This is a genomic window from Aeromonas sp. s10 (assembly GCF_040907975.1).
Classification (GTDB): Bacteria; Pseudomonadota; Gammaproteobacteria; order Enterobacterales; family Aeromonadaceae; genus Aeromonas; species Aeromonas caviae.
This window is the reverse complement of record NZ_JBFOCV010000045.1, coordinates 39500-59333: the sequence shown is the minus strand read 5'-3', so window position 1 is coordinate 59333 and position 19834 is coordinate 39500. Positions and strand designations below refer to the sequence as shown.

The following is a 19834-nucleotide window of genomic DNA, read 5'->3' as shown; positions in this document are numbered from 1 at the left end:
TCTCATCAAAACCATGTCCGGTGCGGATCATGCCTGCTCCTCTGGGGATGAATCGGGTCGTGCCGACCGGCACGCACGTTGTTGCTGTAAATAGAGCCCGGCCAGGGAGAGATCTTCCGGCCGGGTCACCTTGATGTTGTCGGCCCGCCCTTCCACCATGCGCACGGGGAAACCGGCGCGCTCCATGGCGGAGGCTTCATCGGTGATGGCGGCGCCGAGCGCCAGCCCCTCCTCCAGCGCCCGCTTGAGGGGGCGGACCAAAAACATCTGGGGCGTCAGGGCATGCCAGAGCTGCTCGCGATCCACGGTGGCGAGGATATTGCCGGCCGCATCGGTGCGCTTCATGGTATCGCGCACCCGGCTGCCGAGGATGGCACCACCAGAGGCCATGGCGGCAGCAATGAGCGCATCGAGATCCTCGTGGGTCAGACAGGGCCGGGCGGCGTCATGCACCAGTGCCCACTCCCCTTCTGCCACGTGCAATGCATTGAGCACGGAGAAGGCGCGCTCGCTTCCCCCTTCCACTCGCAGCACCCGCGGATCGGTGGCCACGGTCAGGGTCTCAAACCAGCGGTCGTGGGGCGCCAGCGCCACGATCACACGGGCGATGGCGGGATGGGAGAGCAGACGCTCCAGGGTGTGCTCCAGAATGCATTTCCCTGCCAGGGAAAGGTACTGCTTGGGGCAACTGGCCCCCATGCGACTGCCAATACCGGCAGCCGGGACGATGGCGGTCAGACCGCTCAGGCTATCAGTCATCGTAGGGGGCACCATCAGGCTCCGTCACCTGATCCTTTTCTTTGGGAATGATTCGGTAGAAGGTCTCGCCCTGCTTGATGTAGCCAAGATCGTTGCGCGACAACTCCTCGATGGCCTCAAGGCCAGAGGTAAGATCGTCGATTTCCCGGTAAATCAGACTGTTGCGATCCTTGAGTACCAGGTTGTCCTGTTGCTGCCGCTCGATGGCGGTGGAGAGTTCCCGATAGTCGGAGAGGCCGTTTTTCCCCAGCCAGAGGTCATATTGCAGCCCTCCCAACAGGAGGAGCAGGATAAGAGTGAGTAGCCGCATGCACTGAGTCTCCTTCAAGCGGCCTAGTTTCCCATATTCGCAGGCAAGACAAAAGAAAGCCTGTGTGCCGGATGGGTTGGTCGGAATAAAAAATGCAGGTCGCACACGTCCATAAGCGCAGAACGAAAAAGCCCCGCCAGATGGCGGGGCTTTGTGAAGCATGAACGCAGGCGAAAATTAAGCCTGGTTCTTCACTTCTTTCAGACCACGGAACGGAGCCTTGGCACCCAGGGCTTCTTCGATACGAATCAGCTGGTTGTACTTGGCAACACGGTCAGAACGGCTCATGGAACCGGTCTTGATCTGGCCAGCAGCGGTACCCACAGCCAGGTCGGCGATGGTCGCGTCTTCGGTCTCACCGGAGCGGTGGGAGATGACGGCAGTGTAGCCAGCGTCTTTGGCCATCTTGATGGCAGCCAGAGTTTCGGTCAGGGAACCGATCTGGTTGAACTTGATCAGGATGGAGTTGGCGATGCCGTTGTCGATACCGCGCTTCAGGATCTTGGTGTTGGTTACGAACAGGTCGTCACCCACGATCTGGATTTTCTTGCCCAGTTCGGCGGTCTGGTAGGCGAATCCTTCCCAGTCGGATTCGTCCAGGCCATCTTCGATGGAGACGATCGGGAACTTGGTGGTCAGGTCAGCCAGGAAGTCGGAGAAACCGTTGGAGGTGAAGATACGACCTTCGCCCTTCAGGTTGTACTCTTTCTTCTCTGCGTCGTAGAACTCGGACGCAGCGCAGTCCATGGCCAGGGTGATGTCGGTGCCCAGTTTGTAACCGGCAGCGGCAACGGCTTCAGCGATCACTTCCAGCGCTTCGGCGTTGGATTTCAGGTTCGGAGCGAAACCACCTTCGTCACCGACGGCAGTGTTGTAGCCCTTGGACTTCAGCACTTTGGCCAGGTTGTGGAACACTTCTGCGCCCATGCGAACGGCTTCTTTCAGGGTCTTGGCGCCAACCGGCTGGATCATGAACTCCTGGATGTCGACGTTGTTGTCGGCGTGCTCACCACCGTTGATGATGTTCATCATGGGCAGCGGCATGGAGTAGACACCCGGGGTGCCATTCAGCTCGGCGATGTGGGCGTACAGCGGCATGCCTTTGGCAGCAGCGGCAGCTTTGGCGTTGGCCAGGGAAACAGCCAGGATGGCGTTGGCGCCGAACTTGGATTTGTTCTCGGTACCGTCGAGGTCGATCATGATCTGGTCGACAGTGGCCTGGTCCTTGGCATCTTTACCCAGCAGAGCCTGAGCGATCGGGCCGTTGACGGCTTCGATGGCTTTCAGCACGCCTTTACCCAGGAAACGGCTCTTGTCGCCGTCACGCAGTTCCAGCGCTTCGCGGGAACCGGTGGACGCGCCAGACGGAGCGGCTGCCATACCAACAAAACCACCTTCCAGGTGAACTTCGGCCTCAACGGTCGGGTTACCACGGGAGTCGATGATTTCACGACCGATCACTTTAACGATCTTGGACATGTGTATTTCCTCAGGTTTCGTAAAAAAACAACAAAAATATGCCAAAAAAAGCGGCTGTGGCACAGAGCCCCAACCGCATTTATTTTCAATTACTTCAAATTACGCTTCTGATACTCGCCCGCCGCCTTCACAAAACCGGCGAACAGGGCGTGGCCATCACGGGGAGTCGAGGTGAACTCCGGGTGGAACTGCGCGGCCACGAACCAGGGGTGATCCGGGATCTCGATGATTTCCACCAGCTTCTTGTCGGCGGAGAGACCGGTCACCTTCAGACCTGCCGCTTCAATCTGCGGCAGCAGCTTGTTGTTCACTTCATAACGGTGACGGTGGCGCTCGTAAATGGTCGGGCTGCCGTACATCTGACGGACCTTGGAATCTTCCACCAGGTGGCAGAGCTGGGAGCCCAGACGCATGGTGCCGCCCAGATCGGACTTCTCGGTCCGGGTCTCGACGTTGCCTTCGTCATCCACCCACTCGGTAATGAGACCAACCACGGGGAACGGGCTGTCTTTCTTGAACTCGGAGGAGTGAGCCCCTTCCATGCCCGCCACGTTGCGGGCGTATTCGATCAAGGCAACCTGCATGCCCAGGCAGATACCGAGGTACGGGATCTTGTTCTCGCGGGCATATTTGGCGGCCAGAATCTTGCCTTCCACGCCGCGTTCGCCGAAGCCACCCGGTACCAGGATCGCATCCAGACCTTCCAGCAGCTCGGCGCCACGGGTCTCGATGTCCTGGGAGTCTATGTACTTGATGTTGACGGAGAGACGGGTCTTCAGGCCACCGTGCTTGAGCGCTTCGTTGACGGACTTGTAGGCGTCCGGCAGGGAGACATACTTGCCCACCATGCCGATGGTGACTTCGGCAGTCGGGTTGGCCTCTTCATAGATGACCTGTTCCCACTCGGCCAGGTCGGCTTCTTTGCACTCGATGCCGAAGCGCTCGGTGATGTAGCCGTCCAGCCCCTGGGATTTCAGCAGCGCCGGGATCTTGTAAATGGAGTCGACATCCTTCATGGAGATGACGGCGCGCTCGGGCACGTTGCAGAACAGGGCGATCTTGGCACGCTCGTTGGCCGGAATGGCGCGGTCGGAGCGGCAGATCAGCACATCCGGCTGGATACCGATGGAGAGCAGCTCCTTCACGGAGTGCTGGGTCGGCTTGGTCTTCACCTCGCCGGCGGCGGCCAGGTAAGGAACCAGGGTCAGGTGCATGAACATGGCATTGTTGCGACCCACGATGGCCGCCAGCTGACGAATGGCTTCAAGGAACGGAAGGGACTCGATGTCGCCCACGGTACCGCCCACTTCGACGATGGCAACCTGATGGCCTTCGGCACCGGCAATCACCCGCTCCTTGATGGCGTTGGTGATGTGCGGGATTACCTGGATGGTGGCGCCCAGATAGTCACCACGACGCTCCTTGCGCAGCACGTCCGCATAGATGCGGCCGGTGGTGAAGTTGTTGCGGCGGGTCATCTTGGTGCGGATGAAACGCTCGTAGTGGCCCAAATCCAGATCGGTTTCGGCCCCGTCCTCGGTTACGAACACTTCACCATGCTGGGTCGGGCTCATGGTGCCCGGATCCACGTTGATGTACGGGTCCAGTTTCATGATGGTCACATCCAGACCACGGGCTTCCAGAATGGCTGCCAGAGAAGCTGCGGCAATGCCTTTGCCGAGGGATGAAACAACGCCACCAGTCACAAAAATATATTTGGTCGTCATGCTGAACCTGAAAGAAGTTTAGGGAATTTTAAGGGGTGCTTCGGGGATGAAGCAGGACGGGGAAACAGTATACCAAAACCCCCACTCCCAAACAATGAACAAAAATCTATCAGGCTCCCCGCCGCCCCGTCTTGCGCCAAATCAACTTTGCTCGGTTTCCTTGGCCTTGTTCCAGGCCTCGTCCAGCTTCTCCAGGGAGCAATCCGTCATTTTCAGACCTTCTGCGGCAATAAAGTGTTCAACTTGACGAAAACGACGCTCAAACTTGGTGTTGGCAGCCCTCAGCACCTGCTCGGGATCCTTGCCCAGATGACGCACCAGATTGACGGTGGCAAACAAGAGATCGCCGAGCTCGTCGCTCACCCGCCCCTCGTCCACGTCAACCATCAGCGCCTCTTCCATCACCTCGTCGATCTCCTCGTGGATCTTGTCCACCACGGGCCCCAGGGTCTTCCAGTCGAAACCGACGGTGGCGCAGCGCTTCTGGATCTTGGCTGCCCGGGTCAGGGCAGGCAGGGAGAGGGGGATATCGTCCAGCACGCTCTCCTTGTCGAGCGCGGCCCGCTCTTTGGCCTTTTCCGCCTCCCAGTTCGCTTTGACCGCCTGCTCGTCACCGAGATCGGCATCGGAGAAGACATGGGGGTGGCGGCGAATGAGCTTCTCGCTCACGGTATCGACGATGTCGGCAAAGTCGAACAATCCCTGCTCCTTGCCGAGCTGGGCATAGAACACGACCTGGAACAGCAGATCACCGAGCTCCCCCTTCAGCCCTTGCCAATCTTCGCTCTCGATGGCATCCGTCACCTCGTAGGCCTCCTCCAGGGTGTGCGGCACTATGGTCTGGAAGCTCTGCTTGAGATCCCAGGGACAGCCCCCGTTCGGGTCACGCAATCTGGCCATGATGTCGAGCAGTTGGGGAAGGTCGTAGCGTTGGGACATGGGTAACTCACTTTCGATTCGGTAAATGGGGTTCATCAATATCCGCTCACGCCACTGTTCCACATGATGTGGAGCCATGGCGGACGGAGATGGGGCGCGTGATATCCGTCTTCAATGCTCTGCAAGGAGGGAGAAAATGCAGACCGGCCACTGGGGCCGGTCGGTTGAGCATTACAGCCGCTTGGCGCTGATCACGTCGTTGAGCTGACTGAGCTTGGCCAACGCCCGGTTGAAGGCGTTGATGTTGTAAATCTCCAGCTCCATGTCTATTTCGGCGGTCTGCTCGCGCACGTTGGAGCGCGAACGCACTCCCATCACGTTGATCTTCTCGTTGGCGAGCACGGTGGTGATGTCGCGCAGCAGGCCGGATCTGTCGTTGGAGAGAATGCGGATGGTGAGACCGTAACCGCCGGAGTAGTTCTCCCCCCAGACCGCATCGATCAGGCGCTCCGGGTTGCGACGCGACAGCTCCTTGAGCTGCTCGCAATCCTCCCGGTGGATGGAAACCCCCCGTCCCATGGTGATGAAGCCCTGGATGGCGTCCCCCGGGATGGGCTGGCAGCAGCGGGCGATGTGAGTCATCAGGTTGCCCACCCCTTCCACCACGATGTGATCCTTGGGTTTGGGGCGGAAGGGCACATTGGCCTTCTGCTCCAGCTTCTCCAGCAGACGGCGATCTTCTTCTTCCGCCGTCGGCTTGTTGTAGCGGGTGTCGAGGTAGTTGAGCAGCTGGTTGATGCGGATGTCGCCGCTGCCGATACCGGCCAGCAAATCTTCCAGCTCCTCCGCATGGAAACGCTCCAGCACCACCTTGTCCACCTTGGAGAGGGTGAGGTTGTGTCTGTCCAGCTCTTTCTCCAGCAGCTCCTTGCCGGCGGCGATGTTCTTGTCCCGGTCCAGCTTTCTGAACCAGGTGGCCACCTTGGCCCGCGCCCGGCTGGAGCGCAGGAAGCCGGCGTTCGGGTTCATCCAGTCGCGGCTCGGGTTCGGCTCCTTCTGGGTGATCACCTCCACCTGATCACCGGTTTGCAGCGTATAGGTGAAGGGCACGATACGACCGTCGATCTTGGTGCCGATGCAGCGGTGACCGATCATGCTGTGCACGTGATAGGCGAAGTCGAGCGGCGTCGCCCCTGCCGGCAGGTCGATGACATCGCCCTTGGGAGTGAAGACATAAACCCTGTCCTCGAACACCTGACTGCGCAGATCGTCCAGCAAGGAGCCGCTCTCCGAGAGGTCCTCCTGCCAGGCGAGGAGTTTGCGCAGCCATTCGATCTTGTCTTCGAAGGTGCTGGTCTTGGCAGCGGCCTGGGCCCCTTCCTTGTAGCGCCAGTGCGCAGCCACACCGAGCTCCGCATCCTGATGCATCTGCTCGGTACGGATCTGGATCTCCACCGTCTTGCCCTCCTCCCCCACCACCACGGTGTGGATGGACTGGTAACCATTGGGCTTGGGGTTGGCGACATAGTCGTCAAATTCGCGGGGAATATGGTGGAAATGGGTGTGAACGATACCGAGCGCCGCGTAGCAATCCTGCAGCCGCTTGGTGATCACCCGCACCGCGCGCACATCGAACAGCTCGTTGAATTCGAGGTGCTTCTTCTGCATCTTGCGCCAGATGCTGTAGATGTGTTTCGGTCGGCCATAGACCTCGGCCTCGACGCCGGCCTCGGCCAGGGCATCGCGCAGGGACTGCACGAATTCGCGGATGTAGCGCTCGCGGTCGAGCCGTTTCTCGTCCAGTTGCTTGGCGATCTGCTTGTAGGTGTCCGGGTGCAGGTAGCGGAAGGCGAGATCCTCGAGCTCCCACTTGAGCTGACCGATACCGAGGCGGTTCGCAAGGGGGGCATAGATGTTGGTGATCTCCTGGGCCATCAGCACCCGGGTCTCCTCATCCGCCTTCTTCGCCTCACGCAGGCAGGCGATGCGCTCCGCCAGCTTGATGACCACGGCGCGCACGTCCTCGACCATGGCGAGCAGCATGCGGCGCACGTTGTCCACCTGCTCCGGCGAGGTTTCGCTGCGGTGAAGGGTTTGCAGGGAGCGAATGGCCTCCATCTCCAGCACCCCTTCCACCAGCTTGGCGATCTTGGGGCCGAAGTCCTCGTTCACCTTTTCCTGGCTGATGAGACCGGCTTCGACGAAGGGATAGAGAATGGCGGCCTTGAGGGTGGCGAGATCCATGCTGAGCATCAGCAGGATGCCCACCATCTCGACCCCGCGGACCAGCAGGCGGTTGGTGAGCGCTTCGTCACCCAGGGTCAGGCAATACTGGTAGACGGTTCGCAACTGATTCTTGTCACTTTCACTCAGGGTAAGGGAACTGACCCACTCATCCAGAGTGAAATTGTCTTTCAAATGAATATCGCGCACCGCAACCATGGTATCAATCCTTAAAAGTGTGGGGTCGAAAGCCGATGCTCTCCTCATCCCCTCATCAACTGATGACTGCCTCAAATGGGGATGCATGAAAGAGTTTTCAAGGCATGTCACCGCGCAAGGTGACAGGGCTCTTCCCCGCATCCGATCCACTATCGACGACCTAGATTACCCTAATCACTCCCGCTCAAACAGCGCTGCCGCCGCTGGAAAACCAAGATAACCGCATTCTGCCCTGCCCGTTGAAGGCAGCGAAAAACACCTGTTTTACCTCACTCTGGCAGCATCATGCACATCGAAAAATCATCACGACCGCATCTTGATTCATCCAGAATAATGCAGTCGCCTCGACTCAGCCCCGTTCGAACAGCGCCATGGACTCCAGATGACCGGTGTGGGGGAACATGTCCAGCATCCCCAGACGGGTCAGCTTGTAGCCCCCCTGCACCAGCACCTGACTGTCACGGGCCAGGGTGACCGGGTTACAGGAAACATAGACCACCCGTTTGGGGGAAAGTGCCACCACGTGGCTCATCACCTCCAGCGCCCCGGGTCTGGCCGGATCCAGCAGTACCAGATCGAACCCTTCCCGGGCCCAGGACATGCCCACGATGTCGCCGCTCAAGTCCGCCTTGTAGAAGCGGGCGTTGTCGATACCGTTGCGGCGGGCATTCTCCTGTGCACGCGTCACCATGGCGAACTCCCCTTCCACCCCCACCACTTCGCGGGCCTGACGGGCCAGCGGCAGGGTGAAGTTGCCGATGCCGCAGAAGAGGTCCAGCACCTTGTCATCCTTGCCTGCGTCGAGCCAGCTCAATGCCTGCTCCACCATGCGCTGGTTGACGGGCCCGTTGACCTGGATGAAGTCGCCGGGAGCGAATGCAAGAGACAGGCCATCCAGCGTGTAACTTGGTTGAGACTGTTGACGCAGAGGTTCGATCTGCTCGTCCGCCGCCTGCAGATAGAGGTCTATCCCCTGGGCGGTGGCAAACTCGGTCAAGTGCGCCCGATCCGCCTCGGTGGGGCGACCGGTGTGGCGCAGCAGCATCAGAATGCCCTGCTCCCCCTGAATGAGTTCCGCATGGCCCAGTTCGCGCTGGCTCTTCAGCCGGTTGAGGCATTCGCGCAGAGGGGCGATAAGGGCGGAGAGGGGCTCGGCCAGCACAGGACAGCCGGCAATCTCTACCAGATCGTTCGACTGGCGACGACGAAAGCCCACCCGGGTGCAGCGACCGTTCTTGTCAAACTTGATGGCCAGACGGCAGACCCGGCGGTAGGCGCGGGACTCCCCCGTCAGCGCAGGTGCCAACGCTGGCGCCTGGATGTTGCCAAGGCGCTCGAACAGGCTGACCAGTCCCGCCTCCTTGGCCGCCAGCTGATCTCCCTCTCCCAGGTGCTGGGCACTGCAACCGCCACACTCGCGATAGTGGTCGCAGAAGGGGGCGACCCGGTTGACGGCCGGGGTCACCACCTGTTGCAGGGCGGCGTGGGCATAGTGCTTCTTGTCGTCGATGATGCGGGCCTTGATGGCCTCGCCGGGCAGAGCCCCTTCGACGAAGATGGCCTTGCCCTGATGACGGCCGACGCCGACACAGTGGTGATCCAGACTGTCTACCGTAAATTCAATACGTTGGGGCTGGGTGGATTTCTTTTGGGGCTTGAAAAACTGGGCCATAAAACTTGGTGCCTATAGGTGGCTATGTCATGATTGTGGAATCTGCGGCAGACCATTGTCCCACAAGAATAATCGTATGACCAAATACGGCCTGAGGGCCCCAGCCGCGGCATCCGCCCCATCGTCCATTCTGACCAAAAGTGGCCCATTGATATGACCGGATACGGCCTGAGACCCCGTACAGCGACATTGACTGTATTGCCTGCCCGACCCCGGTGCCTGCATGCGCCCCGGGTCATGGCTTCTCTTGCGAAAGGCGGGTCGGCGGCATGACCAAGTACGGTCTCAGGGCCCGGGTGCTGGCCTTCACCATCTTGCCGACCCTCATCATCGGCGGCCTCATCGCTGGCTATTTCACCTTCCACCGCTATCAGCAGCTGGAAAACAACCTCATCGATCAGGGCATCAACATCATCGAGCCCCTGGCCATCGCCAGCGAATACGGCATGACACAGCACAGCCGCGAATCCCTCAAGCGGCTGATCGGGCTCACCCATCGCAAGAACTCGCCCTTCATCAAGTCCATCGCCGTCTTCACCCAGGAGAACCAGCTGTTCGTGACGTCCAACTACCACAGGGACTTCAGCCAGCTTCGTCTGCCGGACGGCAGCGTCATCCCGGCCCTGACCAGCGTCTCCGTCAACGGCGATGACATCATACTGCGCACCCCCATCCAGGCAGAGACCAGCCTGGACGGCTTCCCGCTGCCAAGCGACCTGGAACCGCCGGTCATTGGCTACATCTCCATGCAACTCGCCACGGACAGGGCCATCGTCCTGCAGTACCGCGACGCCTTCTTCGCGGTCATCATCGTGCTCATCGGGCTGGCCATCAGCGCCCTGTTCGGCTTCCGTCTGGTCAAGAGCGTGACCCAGCCCATCACCGACATGGTGCAGGCGGTGCACCGGATCAGGGAGGGGCGACTCGATACCCGGGTCAGCGGCCAGCTCACCGGCGAGCTGGACATGCTCAAGAACGGCATCAACGCCATGGCCAAGGCGCTCTCCGAATATCACGAGGAGATGCAACAGAACATCGATCAGGCGACGTCGGATCTGCGGGAGACCCTCGAGCAGATCGAGATCCAGAACGTCGAGCTCGACATGGCGAAGAAGCGCGCCCAGGAGGCGGCCAGGGTCAAGTCCGAGTTCCTCGCCAACATGTCCCACGAGCTGCGCACCCCTCTCAACGGGGTCATCGGCTTCACCCGCCAGCTGCTCAAGACCAGTCTGACCCCGAGCCAGACCGACTACATGCAGACCATCGAGAAGTCGGCGCGCAACCTCCTTGGGATCATCAACGACATCCTCGACTTCTCCAAGCTGGAGGCGGGCAAGCTGCAGCTCGAGCACATCCCCTTCAGCCTGCGGGACACCCTCAACGAGACCATGCACCTGCTGGGGCCGAGCGCCCACGACAAGCAGCTCGAACTCTCCCTCCAGGTGGATGCCGCCGTGCCGGACTACCTCACCGGAGACCCCATGCGTCTGCAGCAGGTGCTCACCAACCTCACCGGCAACGCCATCAAGTTCACCGAGCGAGGCAACGTGGACGTGCGTGTCGAGCAGACCGGGGAATCCAGCGGCAACAAGGTGCGCCTGCGGGTGCTGATTCGCGATACCGGCATCGGCATCTCGGAAGAGCAGCAGCGCCAGTTGTTCCAGGCCTTCAACCAGGCAGACTCCTCCATCTCCCGCCGCTATGGGGGCACCGGGCTCGGGCTCGTCATCACCCAGAAGCTGGTGCAGCAGATGGGGGGCCAGATCCGCTTCGAATCCGAACTCGGCAAGGGGTCGGTCTTCTCGTTCCACCTGGATCTGGATGTCTCGCCCCTGCCCCAGAGCGAGCGGCTTCCGCTGGATCGCATCCAGGGCAAGCGGGTCTGGCTGCTGGAGCCGGATCCCTTCACTCACGCCTCCCTGCTTGCCCTGCTGGGAGAGTGGCACCTGGATGTGCACTCCCTGACGGTGGACGAGGAGTGGCCCCCGATGAGCAGCCAGGACATGGTGCTCATCGGCAGCAGCACCCTGCACAGCCCGCAGCAGGTGATTGCCCGTCTCGACGGACTGGACGGCCAGCAGAACACCATAGTGCTGCTCAGCAGCCACGAGCCGGCCCTCTACGACGCCATGCTGGCCCACGGCGCCGTCCACTGCCTCTCCAAGCCCATCAACCATCGCAAGTTGCTGCACGCTCTGCTCTCCCCCGAGGCGGTACGCCGTGCCCCCCTGCCCGCGCCGACGCCGCGCAGCGTGCAGGCTGTCAAGGTGCTGGCGGTGGATGACAACGCCGCCAACCTCAAGCTCATCGCCGCCATGCTCAAGGAGATGGTGACCGAGGTGGTGGTGTGCAAGAACGGCAAGGAGGCGGTCAACCTGGCCCAGAGCCAGCCGTTCGACATCATCTTCATGGATATCCAGATGCCCGTCATGGACGGCATCAGCGCCACCCAGGCGATCCGCCACCACTCCCTCAACACCGAGACCCCCATCGTCGCGGTCACCGCCCATGCCATTCCCGGTGAGCGGGAGCGCCTCATTCGGCAGGGCATGGACGACTACCTGGCCAAACCCATCGACGAGGGGATGCTGGCGCAGCTCATCACCGACTTCGCCCACCGGCGGCACCAGAATCACGGGGATCAGCAGATAGACTGGCCCCTTGCCGTGCGTCAGGCCGCCGGCAAGCCAGCCCTCGCCCGGGAGATGCTGACCATGCTGCTGGCCAGCTTCGACGAGGTGGAGCCCATCCTGGCGGCGGCGCTGGAAGGGAGTGCCGACGATGCAGACGTGCTGGCCCAGCTCCACCGCCTCAACGGTGGCTGCGCCTACTCCGGGGTGCCGGGTCTGCAACGACTGCTCTCCCAGCTCGAGCAGCAGCTGCGCGACGGGGTCGCCGTGAGCGATCTGGAACCCGAGTTGCTGGAGCTGCAGGATGCCCTGGAGCAGGTGAGGCAAGAGGCACCCCGCTACCTGGCCCTGACCGACTGAGGCGCTTTTTCTGACTGGACAGGCGGCAGGTGGTAACATCTGCGCCGTTTCCACAGGAGTCAACATGACCAACAACGATATTCTGCGCCGCCTGCGCTATGCCCTCAGCATCAGCAACGACCAGATGGTCGAGATCTTTGCCAAGGGCAATCTGGCCATCACCCATGCCCAGTTGCACGGCTGGCTGATGAAAGAGGCCGAAGAGGGCGAGGCACAGGAAGCGGGCTTCTCCGCCTGCCCGGACTCGGCACTGAGCCAGTTCCTCGACGGCTTCATCGCCCTGCGCCGCGGTGTGCGGGAAGATGCCCCGCCCCAGGTGATCCCGAACCGGATCAACAACAACCTGATCCTGCGCAAGCTGCGCATCGGCCTCAACTACAAGGAAGAGGAGATGCTGGGCACCCTCAAGCTCGCGAACTTCAACCTCTCCAAGTCCGAGCTGAGCGCCCTGTTCCGTGCCAGGGATCACAAGCACTATCAGGATTGCGGGGATCAGATCCTGCGCAACTTCCTGATTGGCCTCACCGCCAAATACAGGCCCGCGCCCTGATGACCGCCTCCGGCCAGGTGCGAGGCTAGACCATGGGCTGGCGCCGCCTGCTGGCTCCACGCCCGGCGAGCGGCGGCGCGTGCCGGTTCGCGGCGCGCTGGCGCTGGTCACTGCCCCTCATCCTGCTGCTCGGCGCCTGCCAGCCTGCGCCCTATCGTCTCAATCAGGAGCATCAGAGCGCCAGCCAGAACGAGCGCATCGCCTTTCTCATCCTGCACTACACGGATGAAGAGGATGCCCGCTCCCTGCTCCTGCTGACCGAGCCGGAGCACAAGGTGAGCGCCCACTACCTGATCCCCCGCGACACCGACGAGCAACCGTTCCCGGTCTACCAGCTGCTGCCCGACAGCCAGCGGGCCTGGCACGCCGGACGCAGTCGCTGGCATCACTACGCCGGGCTCAACGCCAGTTCGCTCGGTATCGAGATAGTGAATCTCGGGTATGACGAGAAAGACGCGGCCCTGCCCGCCCATCTGAGACACTGGCAACCCTATCCCCCTGCCCAGATCGCCGCCCTCGGCGCACTCGCCCGGGATCTGGTCGAGCGCTACCAGATCCCCCCCACCCAGGTGCTGGCCCACAGCGATGTCGCCCCCGAGCGCAAGCAGGATCCCGGCCCCCGGTTCCCCTGGCGCGAGCTCGCCCTGCGCTACGGTGTCGGCGCCTGGCCCGACGAGGCCCGGGTGGCCGAGCTGCGCCAGACGCAGCTCATCCCCTGGGATGCGCTGCAATGGCAGCAGCAGCTTGCCCGTTACGGCTACGGCCTACCCCAGCACGGCGCCTGGGATGAGCAGAGCCGCGCCGTCCTGCGCGCCTTCCAGCTTCACTTTCGCCCCGCCCTGGTCACCGGCGAGCCGGATGCCGAGTGCCAGGCCATCCTCACCGCCCTGCTGGAGCGCTACTTCCCGGAACCAGGCTGAGACGCCCCTTCCCTTTCGCCCTCTGCACACGGATGCCCGGCCCCATGCCAGATGAGCACGGGGTTCACCCCGCCTTCCACTCCTGAAAACCACAAGGGACGCCGAAGCGTCCCTTGTGGTTTTCATACCTGCGAAGCGGCATCAGATCCCCTGACGGGCTTCCTGCATCAGCGCACGCATGTCGCTGACCGCCTTGGCCAGACCGTCGAAGGCGGCGCGACCGATGATGGCGTGACCGATGTTGAGCTCATAGAGCTCGGGGATGGCGGCGATAGCCTTGACGTTGTGGTAGTGCAGACCGTGGCCCGCATTGACCTTCAAGCCCTTGCCAGCGGCGTAGGAAGCACCGGCGGCGATGCGCTTGAACTCGGCGTTGCGCTCGGCATCCGTGGTGGCATCGGCGTAGCGGCCGGTGTGGATCTCGATGAAGGGAGCACCGCTCGCGGCGGCCGCATCGATCTGCAACGGATCCGCATCGATGAAGAGGGATACCTGAGCACCGACGGCCGCAAGACGGGTCACCGCATCGGTCACCTTGTCCAGCTGGCCCGCCACGTCCAGACCACCCTCGGTGGTCACCTCGGTGCGCTTCTCCGGCACCAGACAGACGAAGTGGGGCTTGATGCGGCAGGCGATGCCGATCATCTCCTCGGTCACCGCCATCTCCAGGTTCATCCTGGTCTGGATGGTCTGGCGCAGGATCTCCACGTCCCGGTCGGTGATGTGGCGGCGATCTTCCCGCAGGTGGACCGTGATGCCATCGGCACCGGCCTGCTCGGCCACGAAGGCGGCCTGTACCGGATCCGGATACTGGGTGCCGCGGGCGTTGCGCAGGGTGGCGATATGGTCGATGTTCACACCCAGGTAGATCTCGCTCATTGCTTACTCCTTGATACAGGTCATCTGTGAATGCCGGAGCGGGTGGAGCCCGCTCCTCTGTCCATGTGCCGCCGCAGGCCGGTTCTGGTCGCGGCGACAGCATTATTGTTCATGAAAGGCGATGTCATAAACACAAAACATCACCAGATAATAAAAATCAGCTTGAAACACTGCCTTTTCGCTTCAAAAAGAGCTCCCTGCTCTTCAGTTGACGCTTGCCGAGATAGGGCTGCAGCGCCAGTCGGCTGAAACGCTTGGCCGCCTGCAGCAAGGGAGGCGTGTCAAAACGCCCCTCGGCGAAGGCCAGCAGGTGGGCGCCGAGGAACAGGGTACGGGGATCCGGCGCCCGCTCGCAAGCGACAAAGCCGAGCTCCCGCTCGAAGCCGTAGAGCAGGGTGGGGTCGATGGGGGAGTCGTCGTCCGCGGCATATTCGAAGTCCACCGCGTAGCCCAGGGCCTGCAGCAGCAGGAACTCGAAGCGGCGCAGGGGCAGCTCCGGGGTCTCGCCGTCCGCCAGGGCCATGATGGCACGGGCATAGGCGTCGAACACCTCGGGGAAGGGGGTGTGCGCTTCCAGCAGGTAGTAGACCAGCTCGTTGAGATAGAGGCCGTAGAAGAGACGATCCCCGCCGAGGCGCAACGAGTGATCCGGGCACTCCACCTGGGTGAGGTTCTTGAGATCCCCCTTGCCGCGCCAGGCAATGGTGAGCAGGGTGAAGGGCTGAAGCAGCCCCTTCAGAGAGGAGCGTGGCCCGCGGGAACCGCGAGCCACCAGGGTGAATCGACCGCTATCCTGGGTGAAGACCTCGACCAGCTGGCTGGTCTCCCGATAGGGCCGACTGTGGATGACGAAAGCCGGGGTCAGCAATCAGTCGTCGCCATACCCGAGGCTGCGCAGGGCCCGCTCGTCGTCGGCCCAGCCGGACTTGACCTTGACCCACAGCTCGAGATGCACCTTGTTCTGGAACAGCCGTTCCATGTCGATGCGCGCCTCTGTGCCGATGGTCTTGATCTTCTCGCCCTTGTTGCCGATGACCATTTTCTTCTGGCCTTCGCGCTCCACCAGGATGAGCCCGTGGATGTGGTAGAGACCGTTTTCCTCGACCTTGAAGCGCTCGATCTCCACCGTCACCGAATAGGGCAGCTCCTCACCGGTGAAGCGCATCAGCTTCTCGCGGATGATCTCGGAGGCCATGAAGCGGGAAGAGCGGTCGGTCACGTAATCTTCCGGGAAGAAGTGGACGTTCTCCGGCAGCAGATCCTTGGCCCACTCGCGGATCTTCTCCACGTTGGTACCCTTCTCGGCGCTGATGGGCAGGATGTGGGCAAAGTTCATCTGCTGACCCAGCCACTCGAGGTGCGGCAGCAGATCCTCTTTCTCCTTGACGTTGTCGATCTTGTTGACCGCCAGCACCACGGGGCACTTGAGGTGGCGCAGCTTGCCCAGCACCATCTCGTCATCCTTGGTCCAGTGGGTGCCGTCCACCACGAACACCACCATGGCCACGTCCCCCAGGGAACTGGTGGCGGCGCGGTTCATCAGGCGGTTGATGGCCCGCTTCTCCTCGATGTGCAGACCCGGGGTATCCACATAGATGGTCTGATGGTTCTCCTCGGTGTCGATCCCCAGGATCCGGTGACGGGTAGTCTGAGGCTTCTTCGAGGTGATGCTGACCTTCTGGCCAAGCAACTTGTTGAGCAGGGTGGACTTGCCCACGTTGGGGCGGCCCACGATGGCGACAAAGCCGCAATAGGTGGTATCTGTCATGACCGCGTTCCCAATGCTGATGGAGTGAAAAGAGCGCACAGTGCCGGATCCGTCATGGTGCTCATGACAGCCGTTCCAGTGCTTGCTGCGCCGCGGCCTGTTCGGCCTTGCGGCGGCTGGAGCCGATCCCGACCAGGGGGCCATCCAGCCCATCCACTTCGCACTGGACGGTGAACTCCTGGTTGTGGGCCTCGCCCTTGACGTTGGTCACCGTATAGGTCGGCAGGGATTTGCGGCTGCCCTGCAGGATCTCTTGCAGACGGGTCTTGGGATCCTTCTGTTCGATCCCGGGCTTGATCTCGCCAAGGCGGCTGGCATACCAGCCGAGCAGGAGGCTGCGCACCCGCTCCAGATCCGTGTCCAGATAGATGGCGCCGATCACCGCCTCGACGGTGTCGGCCAGGATGGACTCGCGGCGAAAACCGCCGCTTTTCAGCTCCCCCGGCCCCAGGATCAGGTGATCCCCGAGGTCGAATTCCCGGCCCAGCTCGGCCAGCGTCTTCTCGCGCACCAGGGTGGCGCGCATCCGGCTGAGATCCCCTTCCGCCGCCTGCGGGAAGCGGTGGAAGAGGTCATCGGCAATCACCAGACTCAGGATGGAGTCCCCCAGAAATTCCAGGCGCTCGTTGTGACGGGACCCTGCGCTGCGATGGGTCAGTGCCCGGGTCAGCAGCTCAGGATCCTGAAAGACATGCCCGAGACGGGACTGCAGTCTGTTCATCTTGATATTCATTTACTTGATTCCGCCAATGCGGTTGAAGCGCACACCGGTCGGCACCCAGCTCGGCAAGCCGGACCCTTCCTCGCGCTCGAATTCGAAACTGATCCAGATGGCGACCGCCTTGCCTACCAGGTTCTGCTCGGGCACGAAACCCCAGAAACGGCTGTCGGTGCTGTTGTCGCGGTTGTCACCCATCACGAAATAGTGGCCTTCCGGCACTACCCACTCGTCGGGGTAGGTCCCGGGCTGGCGATAGTAGCGGTCCACCAGGTCCGGCATCAGCGGGTTGCGCAAGGTCTCGTGGGAGACATCGCCCAGCTGTTCGGTGTAGCGATCCAGCGGGATCCCCATCTGGCTGAACTCGCCGCGCTGCTCGAACTTGACGTCCAGCTTCTGGAAGCCGGGGCACGTTTTCCCTTCCTGCTCATCGCACTTGGGCCGGATCATCAGCTCCTTGTTGCGATAGATGACCCGATCGCCGGGCATGCCGACCACCCGCTTGATGTAGTCCACCCGGGTATCCAGCGGATACTTGAAGACCACCACATCACCGCGCTTCGGCTCACCGGTCTCGAGGAACTTGGTGTTGGTCACCGGGTCCTTGAGGCCGTAGGCAAACTTCTCCACCAGGATGAAGTCGCCCACCAGCAGGGTCGGCATCATGGAGCCGGACGGGATCTGGAACGGCTCGAAGATGAAGGAGCGCAGGATCAGCACCAGCGCGATCACCGGGAAAACCCCGCCGGTCTGTTCGATCCAGACCGGCATGGGGGCCACCTTGGCCAGTGTCTTCTCGTCCACATCCGGACCGGCATTGGCACGGGCGGCGGCAATCTTGGCTGCCCGCTGCTTGGCCCAGACCAGCTTGTCGAGCGTCCAGATGATGCCGGTCAGCAGGGTGACGACGACGAGGATCAGGGAAAAGGTGCTTGCCATCGATTAATCCTTTCCGACGTGGAGAATGGCGAGGAAGGCCTCTTGCGGCACATCCACACGGCCCAGAGACTTCATCCGCTTCTTGCCTTCTTTCTGCTTGTTCAACAGCTTCTTCTTCCGGCTCACGTCACCACCGTAGCACTTGGCGGTGACGTCTTTACGCAATGCCTTGACGGTGCTGCGGGCGATGATCTGGTTGCCGATGGCGGCCTGGATGGCGATGTCGAACATCTGGCGCGGGATCAGCTCGCGCATCTTCTCCACCACCTGGCGACCGCGATACTGGGCGTTCTCCTTGTGGGTGATGATGGCCAGGGCGTCGACCCGCTCGCCGTTGATCATGATGTCCAGACGGACCATGTCGGAGGTTTCGAAACGCTTGAAGCCGTAGTCAAGGGAGGCGTAGCCGCGACTGGTGGACTTCAGACGGTCGAAGAAGTCGAGCACCACTTCCGCCATCGGGATCTCGTAGGTCAGCGCCACCTGCTTGCCGTGGTAGACCATGTTGGTCTGTACGCCGCGCTTCTCGATGCAGAGGGTGATGACGTTGCCCATGTACTCCTGCGGCAGCAGGATGTGGCACTCGGCGATGGGCTCGCGCATCTCCTTGATGTTGTTGATGGCGGGCATCTGGGCCGGGCTGTCGATGTGGATGGTGGAGCCATCGTTCAGCTCGATCTCGTAGACCACGGTCGGTGCGGTGGTGATGAGATCCAGATCGTATTCACGCTCCAGACGCTCCTGGATGATCTCCATGTGCAGCATCCCGAGGAAGCCGCAGCGGAAGCCGAAGCCCAGCGCCGTGGAGCTCTCCGGTTCGTAGAACAGGGAGGCGTCGTTGAGGGAGAGCTTCTCCAGCGCATCGCGGAAGGACTCGTAGTCATCGCTGGAGATGGGGAACAGGCCCGCATAGACCTGGGGCTTCACCTTCTTGAAGCCGGCCAGCGCCTTCTCGGCACCGTGCTTGGCCAGGGTCAGGGTATCCCCCACCGGCGCACCGTGGATGTCCTTGATGCCGCAGACGACCCAACCTACCTCGCCACAACCCAGGCCGTCGGTGTCCACCTGCTTGGGGGTGAAGATACCGATACGATCTACACCCCACACCTGACCGGTGCTCATCACCTTGATCTTGTCGTTCTTCTTCAGGGAACCGTTCTTGATCCGCACGAGCGACACGACCCCGAGGTAGGAGTCGAACCAGGAGTCGATGATCAGCGCCTGCAGCGGCGCCTCCGGATCCCCTTCCGGGGACGGGATCTTGGCGACGATCTCTTCCAGCACCAGATCGACACCGAGGCCGGTCTTGGCGGAGCAGCGCACCGCGTCCACCGCGTCGATGCCGACGATGTCCTCGATCTCCTCGGCAACCCGCTCGGGCTCTGCGGCCGGCAGGTCGATCTTGTTCAGCACCGGCACCACTTCCAAATCCATTTCCATGGCGGTGTAGCAGTTGGCCAGAGTCTGTGCCTCAACCCCCTGACCGGCATCCACCACCAGCAGTGCCCCTTCACAGGCAGCCAGGGAGCGAGAAACCTCGTAGGAGAAATCCACGTGGCCCGGGGTGTCGATAAAGTTCAGCTGATAGGTGTTACCGTCTTGTGCCTGGTAGTTCAGGGTCACACTCTGTGCCTTGATGGTAATGCCGCGCTCGCGCTCCAGATCCATGGAGTCCAGCACCTGGGCCTGCATCTCGCGATCGGACAGGCCGCCGCAAGTCTGGATCAAACGGTCCGACAGGGTCGACTTACCGTGGTCGATGTGCGCAATAATCGAAAAGTTACGAATGTGTTTCATCGAGC

16 protein-coding genes are annotated in these 19834 nt (G+C 61.7%); 3 read left to right on the top strand and 13 right to left on the bottom strand.

Translation table 11 applies throughout. From position 1 onward, the window contains the following. Nucleotides 1-27 precede the first annotated feature (27 nt). From ispD to rlmD, 7 genes are all read right to left on the bottom strand, one after another. Complete coding sequence (ispD, locus tag AB5Y59_RS16975) at nucleotides 28-759, bottom strand: 2-C-methyl-D-erythritol 4-phosphate cytidylyltransferase (protein ID WP_048208397.1); 732 nt, start codon at nucleotides 757-759, stop codon at nucleotides 28-30. Then, on the bottom strand, nucleotides 752-1069 hold the full coding sequence (gene ftsB, locus AB5Y59_RS16970; protein ID WP_010675628.1) for a cell division protein FtsB: 318 nt from the start codon (nucleotides 1067-1069) through the stop codon (nucleotides 752-754). Before ftsB ends, ispD begins: the two co-directional genes overlap by 8 nt. A 177-nt stretch (nucleotides 1070-1246) precedes the next feature. Next, nucleotides 1247-2548 (bottom strand): phosphopyruvate hydratase, encoded by a 1302-nt coding sequence (eno, locus tag AB5Y59_RS16965; RefSeq protein WP_043154803.1) that lies wholly within the window; start codon nucleotides 2546-2548, stop codon nucleotides 1247-1249. Nucleotides 2549-2637: 89 nt separating this feature from the next. Continuing rightward, complete coding sequence (gene pyrG, locus AB5Y59_RS16960; protein WP_010675629.1) at nucleotides 2638-4275, bottom strand: glutamine hydrolyzing CTP synthase; 1638 nt, start codon at nucleotides 4273-4275, stop codon at nucleotides 2638-2640. 141 nt (nucleotides 4276-4416) lie between these two features. Then, nucleotides 4417-5214, bottom strand: a complete 798-nt coding sequence (gene mazG, locus AB5Y59_RS16955) for a nucleoside triphosphate pyrophosphohydrolase (protein WP_368212412.1) — start codon at nucleotides 5212-5214, stop codon at nucleotides 4417-4419. A gap of 171 nt (nucleotides 5215-5385) precedes the next feature. Beyond that, complete coding sequence (gene relA, locus AB5Y59_RS16950) at nucleotides 5386-7596, bottom strand: GTP diphosphokinase (RefSeq protein ID WP_010675631.1); 2211 nt, start codon at nucleotides 7594-7596, stop codon at nucleotides 5386-5388. 349 nt (nucleotides 7597-7945) lie between these two features. Next, a complete protein-coding gene (rlmD, locus tag AB5Y59_RS16945; RefSeq protein ID WP_319854995.1) occupies nucleotides 7946-9268 on the bottom strand; it encodes a 23S rRNA (uracil(1939)-C(5))-methyltransferase RlmD in 1323 nt (440 codons plus the stop codon). A gap of 269 nt (nucleotides 9269-9537) precedes the next feature. Between rlmD and barA the strand changes: the two genes are divergently transcribed. The 3 genes from barA to AB5Y59_RS16930 all read left to right on the top strand — a co-directional run bounded on the left by barA (nucleotide 9538) and on the right by AB5Y59_RS16930 (nucleotide 13728). Next, nucleotides 9538-12258: a two-component sensor histidine kinase BarA gene (barA, locus tag AB5Y59_RS16940; RefSeq protein ID WP_182976337.1), complete on the top strand. Its 2721-nt coding sequence runs from the start codon at nucleotides 9538-9540 to the stop codon at nucleotides 12256-12258. Nucleotides 12259-12322: 64 nt separating this feature from the next. Continuing rightward, on the top strand, nucleotides 12323-12808 hold the full coding sequence (locus AB5Y59_RS16935) for a DUF1456 family protein (protein WP_368212411.1): 486 nt from the start codon (nucleotides 12323-12325) through the stop codon (nucleotides 12806-12808). A gap of 32 nt (nucleotides 12809-12840) precedes the next feature. Then, nucleotides 12841-13728: an N-acetylmuramoyl-L-alanine amidase gene (locus AB5Y59_RS16930; protein ID WP_368212410.1), complete on the top strand. Its 888-nt coding sequence runs from the start codon at nucleotides 12841-12843 to the stop codon at nucleotides 13726-13728. A 141-nt stretch (nucleotides 13729-13869) separates the two neighbouring features. Here AB5Y59_RS16930 and pdxJ read toward each other — a convergent pair whose 3' ends face one another. The 6 genes from pdxJ to lepA all read right to left on the bottom strand — a co-directional run bounded on the left by pdxJ (nucleotide 13870) and on the right by lepA (nucleotide 19829). After that, a complete protein-coding gene (gene pdxJ / locus AB5Y59_RS16925; protein ID WP_010675636.1) occupies nucleotides 13870-14607 on the bottom strand; it encodes a pyridoxine 5'-phosphate synthase in 738 nt (245 codons plus the stop codon). Between the two features lie 157 nt (nucleotides 14608-14764). Beyond that, nucleotides 14765-15475 (bottom strand): DNA repair protein RecO, encoded by a 711-nt coding sequence (recO, locus tag AB5Y59_RS16920; RefSeq protein ID WP_039040537.1) that lies wholly within the window; start codon nucleotides 15473-15475, stop codon nucleotides 14765-14767. Further along, nucleotides 15476-16375 (bottom strand): GTPase Era, encoded by a 900-nt coding sequence (gene era / locus AB5Y59_RS16915; protein ID WP_010675638.1) that lies wholly within the window; start codon nucleotides 16373-16375, stop codon nucleotides 15476-15478. 61 nt (nucleotides 16376-16436) lie between these two features. Then, nucleotides 16437-17108, bottom strand: coding sequence for a ribonuclease III (gene rnc / locus AB5Y59_RS16910; protein ID WP_010675639.1), 672 nt, complete (start codon nucleotides 17106-17108; stop codon nucleotides 16437-16439). After that, on the bottom strand, nucleotides 17109-18032 hold the full coding sequence (gene lepB / locus AB5Y59_RS16905) for a signal peptidase I (protein WP_368212409.1): 924 nt from the start codon (nucleotides 18030-18032) through the stop codon (nucleotides 17109-17111). 3 nt (nucleotides 18033-18035) lie between these two features. Next, nucleotides 18036-19829, bottom strand: a complete 1794-nt coding sequence (lepA, locus tag AB5Y59_RS16900) for a translation elongation factor 4 (RefSeq protein ID WP_010675641.1) — start codon at nucleotides 19827-19829, stop codon at nucleotides 18036-18038. Nucleotides 19830-19834: the final 5 nt, after the last annotated feature.

Coding starts and splice junctions, on each gene's coding strand:
- lepA (WP_010675641.1), bottom strand. CDS start 19,829: ATGAAACACATTCGTAACTTTTCGATTATTGCGCACATCGACCACGGT.
- AB5Y59_RS16935 (WP_368212411.1), top strand. CDS start 12,323: ATGACCAACAACGATATTCTGCGCCGCCTGCGCTATGCCCTCAGCATC.
- era (WP_010675638.1), bottom strand. CDS start 16,375: ATGACAGATACCACCTATTGCGGCTTTGTCGCCATCGTGGGCCGCCCC.
- pdxJ (WP_010675636.1), bottom strand. CDS start 14,607: ATGAGCGAGATCTACCTGGGTGTGAACATCGACCATATCGCCACCCTG.
- relA (WP_010675631.1), bottom strand. CDS start 7,596: ATGGTTGCGGTGCGCGATATTCATTTGAAAGACAATTTCACTCTGGAT.
- mazG (WP_368212412.1), bottom strand. CDS start 5,214: ATGTCCCAACGCTACGACCTTCCCCAACTGCTCGACATCATGGCCAGA.
- ispD (WP_048208397.1), bottom strand. CDS start 759: ATGACTGATAGCCTGAGCGGTCTGACCGCCATCGTCCCGGCTGCCGGT.
- rlmD (WP_319854995.1), bottom strand. CDS start 9,268: ATGGCCCAGTTTTTCAAGCCCCAAAAGAAATCCACCCAGCCCCAACGT.
- pyrG (WP_010675629.1), bottom strand. CDS start 4,275: ATGACGACCAAATATATTTTTGTGACTGGTGGCGTTGTTTCATCCCTC.
- rnc (WP_010675639.1), bottom strand. CDS start 17,108: ATGAATATCAAGATGAACAGACTGCAGTCCCGTCTCGGGCATGTCTTT.
- eno (WP_043154803.1), bottom strand. CDS start 2,548: ATGTCCAAGATCGTTAAAGTGATCGGTCGTGAAATCATCGACTCCCGT.
- barA (WP_182976337.1), top strand. CDS start 9,538: ATGACCAAGTACGGTCTCAGGGCCCGGGTGCTGGCCTTCACCATCTTG.
- AB5Y59_RS16930 (WP_368212410.1), top strand. CDS start 12,841: ATGGGCTGGCGCCGCCTGCTGGCTCCACGCCCGGCGAGCGGCGGCGCG.
- lepB (WP_368212409.1), bottom strand. CDS start 18,032: ATGGCAAGCACCTTTTCCCTGATCCTCGTCGTCGTCACCCTGCTGACC.
- ftsB (WP_010675628.1), bottom strand. CDS start 1,069: ATGCGGCTACTCACTCTTATCCTGCTCCTCCTGTTGGGAGGGCTGCAA.